This window comes from Pseudomonas protegens (assembly GCF_003732485.1).
Lineage (GTDB): Bacteria > Pseudomonadota > Gammaproteobacteria > Pseudomonadales > Pseudomonadaceae > Aquipseudomonas > Aquipseudomonas protegens_B.
Window position 1 is genome coordinate 24,669 of record NZ_MOAK01000086.1, and the last position, 12,891, is coordinate 37,559.

Genomic DNA, 12,891 nt, shown 5'->3' on the forward strand with positions numbered 1-12,891 from the left:
TGGGGTATCTCCCGGGTGCCTGCCCCATCAAACGGCGCCTACGCCACCACCACCCGCCGTGGTCGCAGCCAGCCGATCATCACCGCGGCAATCAGCAGGAACCCCAGGTAGCCGAAGAACGGATAGACCTGCCCCACCAAGCTGATAAAGCCCACCAGACTGCCGACAAACGCCAGGGCGCCGGCGGCTATCGAACCGAGGCGGAACTGCCGGGTGCCCGCTGGCAACAGCCGCGCGGAGAAGGAGTACAGGGTGCCCACGGCGGTGTTGAGGATCATGCAGAAGATGATCAGCGCCATCAGCAGCCCCAGGGCCGGGGAGACTTCGCTGGCGATCGACAGCATGGGCATCGGCAGGTCCGCCACGCTGTCCAGGCGCGACAGCAGGCCGAGGCTCATCACCAGCATCAGCACGCCCAGCAGCGCGCCGCCGAGGATGCCGCCCCACATCGCCTGTTTTTCACCCTTGGCCGCGCCGCCCATGATCGCCAGGATCGGCACCCCGGCCACGATGTTGTAGGACACGTAGAGCAAGGCGCCCAGCAGCCAGTGGCTGGCACCGGCCTGTTGCTTGGCGGCCAGTTGGTTGAGTTCGCCGAAGCTCAGGCCGCGGGTCGCGGCGCCATACAGTGCGATGCCTACCGCGGTGATGATCAGGAAGGGCGTCACCGCGCCGATCATGCCGATGACCTTGTGCACGTCCAGGCACACGATGGCGACCACGATCAGCGTCACCAGCACGCTGCCGGCGATGGCCGGAATACCGAACTGCTGCTCCAGCAGGGCACCGCCACCGGCCAGCATCACCACGGTCACGGCGAACATGAAGAAGGTGATCATCAGGTCCACCAGGGCGCCCAGGTGTTTGCCGCACAGGGCATGCACCACGTCCTTGTGCGACGCCGCCCGCAGGCGGCTGCCCATGCCGGCCAGGGCCATGCCGAGGAAGGTGAACAGCGCTGCGCTGACCACCGCACCCGCCAGGCCCCAGACGCCGAAGTCGACGAACATCAACAGCAGTTCACGACCGGAGGCGAACCCCGCGCCGACAATCACACCGACGAAGGCGCCGGCGATCTTCAGACTTTCTTTCATGACGATTAGCCTCGATTTTTTGTTGTTATGTGGGGTGGACCACCCCGGCATTCATGGCCGTGGTGGTCCTGGGCATCGCACTTGAGGACTGGGGCGGGTGACTCAGTTTTCGCCGACCCAGGCCTGGACTTCGATCTCGACATCGACACCCAGCGCCAGTTGGGCGCTGACGGTGGAACGCACCGGGAAACCGTTCTTGAAGTGGCGCTGGTAGACCTCGTTGAAGCCGGCGAAGTGCTGCATGTCGGTGAGCCAGACAGTGCTCTTCACCACCTGGTCGAAGCTGGCACCGCATTCGGCCAGGGTCTCGCCGATGCGCGCCAGGGCGGCTTCGGTCTGCACGCGGATGTCGCCGTGTACCACTTCGCCTTCGGCGCTCATGGGCACCTGGCCGGAGAGGAACAGAAAGCCGCCGACCCGGATCGCCCGGGAAAAGGGGTAGGGCAGGTGGCTGGGATAACGCTGGATGTCATTGGACATGGCAAGGGCCTCGTGGGCTGGGTGGGTTAACGCAAGCGAGCGGGGGCCAGGGCCTGGGCATCGACGCCCTGGCTCAGCAGTTCTTCGGGGAGCGGTTGCCCCAGCAGCAGGGCGCAGGCCAGTTGCGAGACGCCGGCCGCCGACTGGATGCCGTAGCCACCCTGGGCGGCGAGCCAGAAAAAGCCTTCGCAGCTGTCGTCCCAGCCCACCACCAGATCGCCGTCGGCGACGAAGGAGCGCAGGCCGGCCCAGCTGTGGCGCGGGCGGCGGATGCTCAGGGAGGTGACGTTCTCGATGTGGTAGATGCCGGTGGCGATGTCCAGTTCTTCGGGCATCACGTCCTGGGGCGGCACCGGGTCGGCATTGGCCGGGGAACCCAGCAACTGGCCGGCGTCGGGCTTGAAGTAGAAGCTTTCGTCGATGCCGATCACCGCCGGCCAGCGGCTGAAGTCTTCATCCGGCGGGCCATCGAAGGTGAAAGCGCTGCGCCGACAAGGTTGCAGACCGATGGGGGCCACGCCGCACAGCTGGGCCACGTCATCGACCCAGGCGCCGGCAGCGTTCACCAGATTGCGCGCCTGCAGTGCGCGGCCATCACTGAGTTTGAGGTTCCAGTGGCGGTCTTCGCGGCTGGCCTCGACGATCTGTATGTCGCACTCCAGCAGCCCACCGGCCCGGCGCATGGCCCGCAGGAAGCCCTGGTGCAGCGCGTGCACGTCCAGGTCCTGGGCGGCGGTTTCCAGCATCGCCCCGGCGACGGCCTCGGGGCGCAGGCAGGGCACTAGGGCCCGGGCCTGCTCGGCCGTGATCAGGCGCACATTGGCGGAGCGGGCGCGGGTTTCATCGTAGGTTTGCTGCAATTGGTCCAGCTGTTCCTCGCTGGCCACGTACAGACAGCCACGGGGTTCCATCAACGGGTGTTCGCAGAAACCTTGCGGCGGCCGCTGGTAGAAAGCCCGGCTGGCGCGGGTCAGGGCCTGGATCTGCGGGGTGCCGTAGGCCTCCATGAACATCGCCGCCGAGCGCCCGGTGGCGTGATAGCCCGGCTGCGATTCACGTTCCAGCACCAGCACGCTGGCCTGCCCGGCCAGGCGATAGGCCAGGGAAGCACCGGCAATACCGGCGCCGATGATGACGAAGTCGAAGCATTGGGTGTCGTGCATGCCGGGGTTCCTGGATCGCTGGGAAATGACAGGGGTCAAAATTCTCACATACGAGAAATGTAAGATATGAGAATTTTCCAGTCAACCCGGGGTCATGGGTTAATATTTCGCCACGTGCCCCGGCCAGCGTCGCGGTTGCCCTTATTTGCCTGACAGAGATCCCCAATGAGTTCCGACCGAGCCCAGCCCGCCTCGAGCTCCCACGCCCATCCACTGATCGACCGGACCCAGGTCGGCGCCCGCCTGCGGACCATTCGCAAAAACCAGAAGCTGACCCTCAAACAGCTCTCGGAACGCTCCGGCGTGGCGCTGTCGACCCTGTCGAAAATGGAGCTGGCCCAGGTCTCGGTCAGCTACGAAAAACTCGCCGCCGCGGCCCGCGCCCTGGGCGTCGACATTGCCCAACTGTTTAGCCCGGCGCCGAACCTGATCCAGACCCGCAGCGCCCAGGTGCAACCGACCGTGGTCAGCACCACCATCGCCGACGCCCCCGGCTACAGCACCGGCAACTACGACTACCACCCCATGGCCGGGGACTTTCCCGGGCGCAGCATGACCCCCATGTACGCGCGGATCTTTGCCCGCGAGCTGCAGCAGTTCGAGGATTACATCCGCCACCCGGGGCAGGAATTTGCCCTGGTGCTGTCGGGGCGTGTGCGAATCCAGTTCGAGACCGGAGAAGCCGTAAGCATCGGCCCGCAGGAAACCGCCTACTTCAACAGCAGCATTGGCCATATCTACCTGGCGGAAGGGGATGAGGATGCGGAGGTGATGGTGGTGATGTCGGAGTGTTGAGGCCCCTCACCATCGAGCAAGGCATCCACAACTCCCGATACAAGTGGTTAGGTTCAACCTGGACGTTTCGCACAATAGAAACAGACTCTGCACCCTCTTGAGCCATAAGCGGTTGGAGTTGAAGGTAATTAGAACTGTTGTGCAACGCTCGAATTGTATTTGGCGCAGTTCAAATCCTGATCCTCGCCAGCATATCTTCGCCGTCTGCATCCATACCAACCTCGACAAACCCGAAACTGGAGTAAAACCCTTTGGCTACGATGTTGTTGGGGTTGTAGCAAATTTCAATTTCTTCCAAATCTGCGATCTGTTTTATTTCATGTAGGGCGAGGCCCAGCGCTACTCTACCGATGGATTTTTGCTGATGTTCTTTGTCCACCATAAAGCGCCAGATAGAAACTTTGCCTTTTGACTCTTGCACCCACATAAAGAAGCCTACAGGCTCTCCATCCGCGATGATGGCGCGTGTGAAGTAACCTGGGTTGTACGCAGCCTCAACGAGCGACCAGGTATTACTTGCCACGTAGTCTTCCTGCTCTTCAGTAACCTCCAGTTCACAAATCGCTTCATAGTTTTTTTGCGTTACTTGGGTAAGCGAGATTTTCATAAGTCTCCTGAACTGGGGTGTGGATAAGGCTCAATTAACTTTCACGGGCATTCAGTTCCTCCTGCGCCTTCGCCAGCAGCGCGGCGCTGTCCTGCGGCAGGCTTCGCACTCTAGCTGTTGCAGTTCGCGGCAGTGCTGGGGCAGCGGGGGGATTCCGGTTAGCTTTCCGTGCAGCTCCAAGTAAGGTTTGAACTCCTCTGCGGCGTTCGTGCGGTATACGTCGTCACCAGACTGCGTCCGTCGGTTGTGGCCGCCGTACACCGGTACCTTTGGTTTGTGTCCTTACTCTTTCGTATGGTCCAGCCATTCTTGGTAGGTGATACGGCTAATGTGTTCTGTCCGATAGTCTTGGAGGAACTGGTTGTATTTGTTTTCTTCCGTGTGATGAAAGCGAAAGCCACACTTGGATTGAGCAGCATAGGACTGGATGTTGTTGGCGAAGTAACCACACCAAAGTGCTTTGAGATTCAGGTTTTCAAAGGCGTGTCGCATCACTTCACGTACTGCTTCCGGAGTCAGGCCTTTGCCCCAGTACGGCACGCCGATCCAGTAGGCGATTTCCCCTTCCTGCTCACTGATTTCAAAATTGCTGTTGTTGCCTATGAGAATGCCCACACAACCAACAGCACGGCGATTTTCCTTCAATTCGACCGCGTACACCTCTGGGTGATTGAAGACTGTGCGGATGATGTCGGCACTGTTCTCCACACTGGTGTGGGGGGCCCAGCCAGCGATGGGACCGACTCGGGCGTCTTTGGCATATTCGTATAGATCGGCGGCGTCTGTCTCCTGCCAGGGGCGCAGCAAGAGTCGTTCTGTTTCAAGTGTCATGTTCTGTACTCGTAATGGGTAGGTGCGTTCGAGACAGAGTATTGAGAGACGGAGCATCGGTACACGCCAGTACCTCGGCTTTTTCGGTACTTTTCGAAACCGCTGTGCCAAGCAGTGATAGGATTTGGGCTCTTGTTTGTTGTAGCGCTGGGTCACTATGCATCACATTCCGAAACTTTCCGCTCCTGACGACTCGATGCGGATGGGAGAAACCACGCTAGCGGAAGGGCAAGGTTTGCCGCTCTCCTTCGGTCACGCTTACTTGACGCTGCTGGTATGCCTCTGCGGCAGTGCCCACTTCACTCTTAACTTCAAAGAACATGCGGTTAGGCGCGGCGGCATGATGCTGCTGGCTGAGGACACTATTGCCTTGCTCAAACGTCGTTCGCGCCGCTTCAAGGTGTTTTTCTGCCTTATGCCGAAAAGTTTTGCAGCGGAGGTTGCCTACCCACTGCCAAATACCTTGTTCGTATTTCTGCATGACCATCCTCATTGCGTTCCATCCAAGGACGACATGCCGTTGATAGAGGACTGGGTGACACAGATGCGGAACATTGCGCAGACCTGTCCCACCTACCAACGCGTCATGTTGCGCAATCAGCTGCAGAACCTCTTTCTGAAAATAGCCGAGCAACTTCCAGCCAACCAAATAGAAAACAGGGGATTCAGCCGGAAGGAAATGCTCAGTTGGCGCTTCTGGGAATTGATAGGCAAGCATTGCATCCGCCACCGAGATGTGAAGTTCTACGCCGACGCACTGAGTATCACGCCGTTCTACCTGTCGCAGTTGACCAAAGCGTTTTTCAATGACACTCCCAAGGGCCTGATCGATCGGCAGGTAACCTTGGAGATCAAGGCGCTTCTTTCATACAGTGACTTGGCTATTGGCCGTGTGGCCGACGAACTGAACTTCGTCGATGCGTCTTACTTGTGTCGCTACTTCAAGCGCCAAACGGGAATTTCGCTCTCTCGTTATCGTAAGCATAAGAGAGAGGAGGGGGAGCAGGACTGACCTGCGGTCAAAATGGAGGAGGGAAGAGGCACTATGGAAAAGGTTTCCCTCCTGGATACAACACTCATTCCAGCGTGCCCTCGGTTGTCCATAGGACGAAGCCAACTTCATCAGAAGCTGACCCTAAAACAGCTCTCGGAACGCTCCGGCGTAGCGCTGTCGAGCCTGTCGAAAATGGAACTGGCCCAGGTCTCGGTCAGCTACGCAAAGCTCGCCACCGCGGCCCGTGCCCTGAACGAGAAAGCTCTCGGAGCGCAGCCTCATTTGCGCAGTAACTCATGTCTGAAACGTGCTTCCAGTGACGGAATTTCCAGCAGTACATCTTCGTCCTCCCAGAAGTGATAAGAACGATCCGTCTCGATATTGCCAGCTAGAAACTCTTCATCGAACGGAGCGTCTTCATCGATCTCCTCGTGCAGGGATGAGGTGTATCCCTTGATCCACAGCTTGCGTTTTTCGGCACTGATTACATAGCCAGAGGTGTACTCACCACCTGCTAGGCGTACAGGCTCTGCGGTGCCTTTACGTCCCAGAGCAGTAATTGCAATTACCAGGTGCGCCAGTTCATCCATGTCTGGACAGACGAACTCATGGAAGGCGGGCCAAAACTCCTTATCTGCTTCCGAGGCTCGCCATCCTTTGTTGTCGTTAACCTGGCTTAGGTCCTCGTATGGATGTGAGTGGAACGTCCCAATGAGCTCCAGTTGTGGCCAATATTCGCCGAAGAAGTCGCGCTTCATCGCTATGGATTCGAAATCGGGCTTTACCCAGTCGGTGTGCCTCAGCGCCGAGGTCTCCACTGTGGCAACGACAGCAACCAGGCGAGCAGGAAGGCCGTTACGCACGGGTAACGCGTATCCCCATAGCAAGCCGAACGTTTCAAGGTTCTTGTTGCTCCGCCCCCGCACATGCGCTCGGTGCGACACTTCATAAGCTTCGATCGCCGAAGTCAGTAACTGTGGTAGGACATGATCCTCAATAATCACCTGTGTGCGCATGTCTTCCTCCCTGAGAATGTCTGGTGGCCTGCAACGGTTCGTGAGCGCCTAGTTCAGTACCCAGGCGAGTAATGGCAAATTGCCCGAATGTTACCGCCTTTTTGGCAACTTCAGAGTGGCCGGCTTAAATCAACGCCTATTCGCTTTGTTGGCGACCAAACTGAGTGACCGTCGCAGTTTGCGTAAGTACTTGAGTCGTTCAAGAAAGTGCCTGGTAATGAGGACGAGCCTACTGCTCCATCTGCCCCGGTGGACACTCGTTGCTTCCCCATCAAGGACATCGAGTTCAGCCCAGTGTCCACCACCGTTACCGCCGGTGGTGATCTGACGCTAGAGAACGGTGGCGATCGGAAGTACTGCCTCCCTTTATTACGTTGCGCCAAACCGTGTATTGAGTTTGTAAGTTTCCAGGGGCTGCGGCCTGGGAATTTACGTTACATACCCACTCGTACAGTGGGTGGCGTTCCCGTCAAGACCTCACATTTCGTGCGCACCTTTTAGGTGCAAGATAATGTAGTGCGACTCAGACCAGTGCGCTGGCTGTCGTGGGCATTACGGACAAGGCCGGTTTTCAGCAAAAAACCAATTTGGCACACTTTTTCCATAGAGACATAAACGAGTAAGCCAGGCCCCGGCCTTTAAGTCTTGCCTACATCACGCGCCCCAGCGACAGGTAATGAAGCCTGATCGACCAGTCCACTGGTCGATCAGGCTTTTTTTTGGAGTGAATAAATGCGCCACACGATCGATGTCGGACTCTTGCTCTCTATCGATGGGACTTACCAGTGCGTAGGCCGGAATGCTTTGGCTGGGGCCGCACACGCACTGGCGGAAATTAATGCCAATGCCGATTACGCATTTGCCTTGCAGGTTACCCATATCAATCCGCAGGGCTTCTTGCACAGGTACAGCGAAGGCGTTGGTCAACTGAAGCAGGCCGGGATTCGGCATATTTTTGGTACAACGACCTCGGCCAGCCGCAAGGAAATCATTCCGGACTTGGAGCAGAACGGGGGCCTGTTGTGGTACCCCTGTCCGTATGAAGGTTTTGAAAGCAGCGAGAACGTCCTTTATCTGGGCGGGTGTCCGAATCAAACGTTGATCCCGTTGTTGCGGTATGCCTTGCAGGCGTTCGGTTCACGCGCTGCGTTGATCGGTTCGAATTACATCTGGGGTTGGGAAAGCAACCGCGTCGCGCGGGAAGTGTTCGAAGTCGCAGGCGGCACTGTGCTTCTGGAAAAGTACGTGCACTTGGGCACGACTCGCTTCAGTGAGCTGATCCAGACCCTGGTAACTGAAAGGCCGGCGTTTGTGCTCAACAATCTAGTCGGTGAGTCCTCTTACGTATTCTTGCAGCAATTGGACGCGGCGTGTCATGCCGTCGGCCTGAATCTGCCGGTATTGAGCTGCAACCTGACTGAGGCCGAGCTGCCTGAAGTCGGCGTCATGCGCAGCCTGCGCCTGTTGTCGTGCGGTCCGTTCTTCGAGGATGTAGACCGGGCTTTCAGCCAGCAGCAACGCCGCCAACATGGACTGCACCCGGTGTCGCATTTTTACACCGGGATGTACGTCGCCTTGCACTTGTTTGCAAAGGCCCTGAACCAGTGTGGCAGCGACGATCCCGAGCTCATTTGCAACTACCTGTACGAACACCCCCAGGACAGTGTGCTCGGCAGGTTAAACATTTCTGCGCACAACAATCACAGCAGCCTGCCTTGCCATATCGCCGAATTGCGCGAGGGGCGCTTTGTCGTGTTGCACAGTGAAGCGCAATTGCTGCCAGCCGACCCTTACCTGACTGCCACTGACCTGAGTGAGTTCCAACGTCTGCGCACGATTGCGCCAGCGCCCCGCCTGAGGATCGTCAAATGAGCCTGCTCAAACGCCCGGACTTCGAAAGTGGTCGATTGCTGTTGGTTGACTGTGAACCGCGTACGTTGGCCAATCTGCAGAAAAGCTTGCAACGCCTGGGCATCACGCCGCAGGCGCTATTTGAAGACGCGCAGGATTCGCTTGAAGGCTGCTTTGCCGCCGTCGTCGACCTGGAGCACTTCGCCAGTCCCGCCATCTTGCTACGGCTTAACAGCGCCGGCGTGCCCATCGTGGCGTTGACACCCCACGAAACCCTGTCGCAGATCCAGCGCGCCATCGAGTTGGGTGCGACCGCCTTGTTGAACAAGCCAATTACCCAGGGCTCGGTCTATACCACGTTGATGATGGCGATCAGTTTGGGTGAGCGATTGGGCAGTGATGCCCGAACCATCGAAGCGCTGCGCCAGCGCCTCGGCGCGCGACCTCTGCTGGCCCTGGCATTGGCGCGGTTGATGGTCGAGCAGAAGATTGACGAGTGCGAGGCTTATGAACGCCTGCGCAGCCTGTCGATGCGCCTGAATCGCAGCCTGGATGATCTGTGTGCGGACATGACCGCGGATTATCGTCAGCAAGGCGGGGCGTGCCAATGAAATTGTTGCGCGCCTTGATTCGCCGGCCCGCGGTGGCATTGTCGTTGTTGTACATCGTCATCGTGGTGCTGTTGGCGTTGTTTGCACCGTGGATGAGCCCTCACGATCCGTCCGAACAGTTTGTCGAAGGCCTGTCGATGGAGGGCGCGCCGCTACCGCCCGATGTGCCTTATTGGCTGGGCACTGACCTGCTCGGCCGCGACCTGCTGTCGCGCCTGATCTACGGCGCACGTACTTCGCTGTTCATCGGCCTGCTTGCCAACGGCTTGGCCGTGCTGATTGGCACCTTGGTTGGCTTGAGCGCAGGTTTTCTGCGGGGCTGGATCGGCAGCACGCTGATGCGCTTCACCGACTTGATGATGGCCTTCCCGGCGTTGCTGTTGGCGATTGCACTGTCGGCGATTTTCCAACCCAGCGTGTGGATCGTTGCGTTGGTCATCGCCATGGTCAACTGGGTGCAGATTGCCCGGGTGATCTACTCCGAGACCATCGCCCTGAGTGCCCGTGACTTCGTGGCCGTGGAGAGGACCCTGGGCGCGAACTCGCTGCGCATCCTGTTTTCGCACCTGCTGCCCCATTTGCTGCCGACGATTCTGGTATGGGCGACCTTGGGTATTTCGACCACGGTACTCCTCGAAGCCACCCTGTCGTACCTGGGAGTGGGGGTCCAGCCGCCAACGCCGAGTTGGGGCAACATCATTTTTGAAAGCCAGACCTATTTCACCTCCGCGCCATGGTTGGTGTTCTTCCCCGGTATCGCGATTGTCCTGCTGTCGCTGGCTTTCAACCTGCTCGGCGATGCCCTGCGCGATGAACTCGATCCTACCCTGCAAGGGAGAAGCTGAATGCTCGCCTTCATCACTCGTCGCATTGGCTATTCATTGCTGATTTTGCTCGGCGTGACCTTCATCACCTATCTGTTGCTGTTCATGCTGCCTGCCGACCCGGCGCGTCAGATTGCCGGGCGCAGTGCCACACCGGAGGTGGTGGCGGGGATCCGTGCGCAGTTGGGGCTGGATCTGCCGTTTTATCGGCAGTACGCCAATTACCTGGGCAACCTGGTGCAGGGCGATCTGGGCCGATCCTACATCCAGCGCAGCCCGGTGACCGAGCTGATCGGCTCGCGCTTGCGGCCGTCGCTTGAGTTGATGGCTGCCGGTATTGGTTTCGAATTGCTGATCGGCATCAGCCTGGGTGTGATCGCGGCGTTGCGGCGCGACAGTTGGGCCGACAACGCGCTTATGGCGCTCTCGTTCATCGGCGTGTCAGCCCCGCAATTCATCGCTGCGATGCTGTTCCTGTACTTCTTCGCCGTGAAACTGGGCTGGTTTCCACTGGGAGGCTACGGCGGATTCGAGCATCTGCTGCTGCCGGCGCTGACCTTGGGGATTCTCGGCAGCGGCTGGTACTCGCGCATGGTGCGCTCCTCGATGATCGAGGTGTTGCATCAAGACTTTATCCGCACCGCACGGGCCAAAGGCTTGAGCCGGGTGCGCGTGGTCCTGCGGCATGTACTCCCCAACGCCATAGTGCCGGTGATACCGATGATTGGCATCGATATCGGCATCTTCATGGGGGGGCTGGTGGTGGTCGAGTCGGTCTTCGGCTGGCCAGGAATCGGCCAGTTGACGTGGCAAGCCATTCAGCAGGTGGACATCCCGGTGATTGTTGGCGTGACCACGGTTTCAGCGGTAGCCATCGTGCTGGGCAATCTAGTCGCAGACCTGGTGATCCCATGGGTCGATCCGCGCATCGACATCCAAAAACACTAAAAACACATCATAGATAAGGGGCTGGAGCATGAGTCGCAAAGCATTATCCTTGGCCATCGCGGCTGCATTGTTCGCCGGGAATCTTCTGGCCGATGACTACGATCCAAACGCAAAAGACCATGGCAGCGCAGTCATTACCTATCAGAGTGACGTGGCCACACTTGACCCCGCCATTGGCTACGACTGGCAGAACTGGTCGATGATCAAAAGCCTGTTCGATAGCCTGATGGACTACAAGCCCGGAACCACAGAACTGGTCAAGGATCTGGCATCGGACTACACCATCTCCGATGACGGCACGATCTACACCTTCACTCTGCGTAAAGGCGTGAAGTTTCACAACGGTCGCGAGCTCAAGGCCAGCGACGTCAAGTACTCCCTGGAGCGCACCGTCAATCCGAAAACCCAGAGCCCGGGCGCCGGTTTCTTCAGCCCGATCGTGGGCTATGACGAAATGACCACCCAAAAGGCCGACCACCTGTCGGGCGTTCAAGTGGTGGACGACTATACCGTCAAGATCACCCTCAGGGAGGCGAGTGCGACGTTCCTGCATGTCATGGCGATCAACTTCTCCTCGGTGGTGCCCAAGGAAGAAGTCGAGAAGTGGGGCGCCGATTTCGGCAAGCATCCGGTCGGTACGGGCGCCTACAGCCTGGAGCAGTGGAAGCTTGGACAGCAGATCGTCTTCAAGAAAAACCCAGCCTATTTCAAGGCCGGCCTGCCGCACCTGGACAGCATCACCTTTGAAATGGGCCAGGACCCTATGGTCGCCCTGTTGCGCTTGCAAAAGGGTGAAGTCGACATCGCCGGCGACGGTGTACCGCCAGCCAAGTTCCTGGAATTCAAGAACGACCCGAAGTTCAAGAACCTAGTGGTGATCGGTGACCAGTTGCAAACTGGCTACCTGACCCTGAAAACCACGTTGCCGCCGTTCGACAACCTTAAGGTACGCCAAGCGGTGAACATGGCGATCAGCAAGGATCGGATCGTGCGCATCATCAATGGCCGTGCGGTCCCGGCCAACCAGCCGCTGCCGCCGGCCATGCCGGGCTACGACAAGGACTACAAGGGTTATGCCTACGATGTCGAGGCGGCGAAAAAACTGTTGGCAGACGCCGGTTTCACCAAGGGCTTCGACACCGAGCTGTACGTGATGAACACCGACCCGCAACCGCGTATCGCCCAGGCCATCCAGCAAGACCTGGCCAAGGTCGGTATCCGGGCGCAGATCAAATCCCTGGCACAAGCCAACGTGATCGCAGCCGGCAGTTCCAAGGATCAGGCACCGATGGTGTGGTCAGGTGGCATGGCCTGGATTGCCGACTTCCCGGACCCGTCGAATTTTTACGGGCCGATCCTCGGCTGCGGCAGTGCGATTGACGGCGGCTGGAACTGGGCACTGTATTGCAACAAGACGCTGGATGCGCTGGCCGCCAAGGCCGACAGCATGGCCAAGCTGGAACAACAAGCTGAGCGCACCGCGCTGTGGCAGAAGATTTTCATCGACGTGATGGCTGACGCGCCGTGGGTGCCAATCTTCAACGAGCAGCGTTTCACCGTGCGTTCCACGCGGATGGGCGGCTCCGATGCGCTGTACGTCGACCCGGTCCACGTGCCGGTCAACTACGACTACATCTACCTCAAGTAACGCGCGGTCGTCCTGACGATCAACCTTTG

At 58.8% G+C, this 12,891-nt stretch carries 13 protein-coding genes and 1 pseudogene; 8 read left to right on the forward strand and 6 right to left on the reverse strand.

Features of this window, described 5'->3' with window-relative positions:
* Nucleotides 1–38: 38 nt before the first annotated feature.
* From BLX41_RS27095 to BLX41_RS27105, 3 genes are all read right to left on the reverse strand, one after another.
* On the reverse strand, nucleotides 39–1,094 hold the full coding sequence (locus BLX41_RS27095) for a YkvI family membrane protein (protein WP_123727383.1): 1,056 nt from the start codon (nucleotides 1,092–1,094) through the stop codon (nucleotides 39–41).
* A 102-nt stretch (nucleotides 1,095–1,196) separates the two neighbouring features.
* A complete protein-coding gene (locus tag BLX41_RS27100; protein ID WP_015634090.1) occupies nucleotides 1,197–1,574 on the reverse strand; it encodes a RidA family protein in 378 nt (125 codons plus the stop codon).
* A gap of 26 nt (nucleotides 1,575–1,600) precedes the next feature.
* Nucleotides 1,601–2,737: an NAD(P)/FAD-dependent oxidoreductase gene (locus BLX41_RS27105; protein WP_123727384.1), complete on the reverse strand. Its 1,137-nt coding sequence runs from the start codon at nucleotides 2,735–2,737 to the stop codon at nucleotides 1,601–1,603.
* A 165-nt stretch (nucleotides 2,738–2,902) separates the two neighbouring features.
* Between BLX41_RS27105 and BLX41_RS27110 the strand changes: the two genes are divergently transcribed.
* On the forward strand, nucleotides 2,903–3,532 hold the full coding sequence (locus tag BLX41_RS27110) for a helix-turn-helix domain-containing protein (RefSeq protein WP_123727385.1): 630 nt from the start codon (nucleotides 2,903–2,905) through the stop codon (nucleotides 3,530–3,532).
* 169 nt (nucleotides 3,533–3,701) lie between these two features.
* On the opposite strand, the gene BLX41_RS27115 is transcribed toward BLX41_RS27110, so the two are convergent.
* Nucleotides 3,702–4,139, reverse strand: a complete 438-nt coding sequence (locus BLX41_RS27115) for a GNAT family N-acetyltransferase (protein WP_065364642.1) — start codon at nucleotides 4,137–4,139, stop codon at nucleotides 3,702–3,704.
* Between the two features lie 282 nt (nucleotides 4,140–4,421).
* Entirely contained in the window at nucleotides 4,422–4,970 is a 549-nt protein-coding gene (locus tag BLX41_RS27120; protein WP_123727386.1) for a GNAT family N-acetyltransferase, read from the reverse strand.
* Between the two features lie 157 nt (nucleotides 4,971–5,127).
* On the opposite strand from BLX41_RS27120, the gene BLX41_RS27125 reads away from it, so the two are divergent.
* Nucleotides 5,128–5,982, forward strand: a complete 855-nt coding sequence (locus tag BLX41_RS27125) for a helix-turn-helix domain-containing protein (protein WP_123727387.1) — start codon at nucleotides 5,128–5,130, stop codon at nucleotides 5,980–5,982.
* Between the two features lie 12 nt (nucleotides 5,983–5,994).
* Nucleotides 5,995–6,219: pseudogene (locus BLX41_RS27130) on the forward strand (helix-turn-helix domain-containing protein); the annotation flags it as partial.
* A gap of 23 nt (nucleotides 6,220–6,242) precedes the next feature.
* Here BLX41_RS27130 and BLX41_RS27135 read toward each other — a convergent pair.
* Entirely contained in the window at nucleotides 6,243–6,980 is a 738-nt protein-coding gene (locus tag BLX41_RS27135) for a hypothetical protein (RefSeq protein WP_123727388.1), read from the reverse strand.
* 732 nt (nucleotides 6,981–7,712) lie between these two features.
* Here BLX41_RS27135 and BLX41_RS27140 point away from each other — a divergent pair.
* The 5 genes from BLX41_RS27140 to BLX41_RS27160 all read left to right on the forward strand — a co-directional run bounded on the left by BLX41_RS27140 (nucleotide 7,713) and on the right by BLX41_RS27160 (nucleotide 12,862).
* Complete coding sequence (locus BLX41_RS27140; RefSeq protein ID WP_123727389.1) at nucleotides 7,713–8,852, forward strand: transporter substrate-binding protein; 1,140 nt, start codon at nucleotides 7,713–7,715, stop codon at nucleotides 8,850–8,852.
* A gap of 86 nt (nucleotides 8,853–8,938) precedes the next feature.
* Nucleotides 8,939–9,442, forward strand: a complete 504-nt coding sequence (locus BLX41_RS27145) for an ANTAR domain-containing response regulator (protein ID WP_259745231.1) — start codon at nucleotides 8,939–8,941, stop codon at nucleotides 9,440–9,442.
* A complete protein-coding gene (locus BLX41_RS27150; RefSeq protein WP_123727391.1) occupies nucleotides 9,439–10,287 on the forward strand; it encodes an ABC transporter permease in 849 nt (282 codons plus the stop codon). Before BLX41_RS27145 ends, BLX41_RS27150 begins: the two co-directional genes overlap by 4 nt.
* Nucleotides 10,288–11,214, forward strand: a complete 927-nt coding sequence (locus BLX41_RS27155) for an ABC transporter permease (protein ID WP_123727392.1) — start codon at nucleotides 10,288–10,290, stop codon at nucleotides 11,212–11,214.
* Nucleotides 11,215–11,242: 28 nt separating this feature from the next.
* A complete protein-coding gene (locus BLX41_RS27160) occupies nucleotides 11,243–12,862 on the forward strand; it encodes an ABC transporter substrate-binding protein (RefSeq protein ID WP_123727393.1) in 1,620 nt (539 codons plus the stop codon).
* Nucleotides 12,863–12,891: the final 29 nt, after the last annotated feature.

Bases quoted from the DNA above. Each gene is read 5' to 3' on its own strand.
- BLX41_RS27155 (WP_123727392.1), top strand. From the start codon at position 10,288: ATGCTCGCCTTCATCACTCGTCGCATTGGCTATTCATTGCTGATTTTG.
- BLX41_RS27135 (WP_123727388.1), bottom strand. From the start codon at position 6,980: ATGCGCACACAGGTGATTATTGAGGATCATGTCCTACCACAGTTACTG.
- BLX41_RS27125 (WP_123727387.1), top strand. From the start codon at position 5,128: ATGCATCACATTCCGAAACTTTCCGCTCCTGACGACTCGATGCGGATG.
- BLX41_RS27105 (WP_123727384.1), bottom strand. From the start codon at position 2,737: ATGCACGACACCCAATGCTTCGACTTCGTCATCATCGGCGCCGGTATT.
- BLX41_RS27110 (WP_123727385.1), top strand. From the start codon at position 2,903: ATGAGTTCCGACCGAGCCCAGCCCGCCTCGAGCTCCCACGCCCATCCA.
- BLX41_RS27160 (WP_123727393.1), top strand. From the start codon at position 11,243: ATGAGTCGCAAAGCATTATCCTTGGCCATCGCGGCTGCATTGTTCGCC.
- BLX41_RS27100 (WP_015634090.1), bottom strand. From the start codon at position 1,574: ATGTCCAATGACATCCAGCGTTATCCCAGCCACCTGCCCTACCCCTTT.
- BLX41_RS27115 (WP_065364642.1), bottom strand. From the start codon at position 4,139: ATGAAAATCTCGCTTACCCAAGTAACGCAAAAAAACTATGAAGCGATT.
- BLX41_RS27120 (WP_123727386.1), bottom strand. From the start codon at position 4,970: ATGACACTTGAAACAGAACGACTCTTGCTGCGCCCCTGGCAGGAGACA.
- BLX41_RS27140 (WP_123727389.1), top strand. From the start codon at position 7,713: ATGCGCCACACGATCGATGTCGGACTCTTGCTCTCTATCGATGGGACT.
- BLX41_RS27095 (WP_123727383.1), bottom strand. From the start codon at position 1,094: ATGAAAGAAAGTCTGAAGATCGCCGGCGCCTTCGTCGGTGTGATTGTC.
- BLX41_RS27150 (WP_123727391.1), top strand. From the start codon at position 9,439: ATGAAATTGTTGCGCGCCTTGATTCGCCGGCCCGCGGTGGCATTGTCG.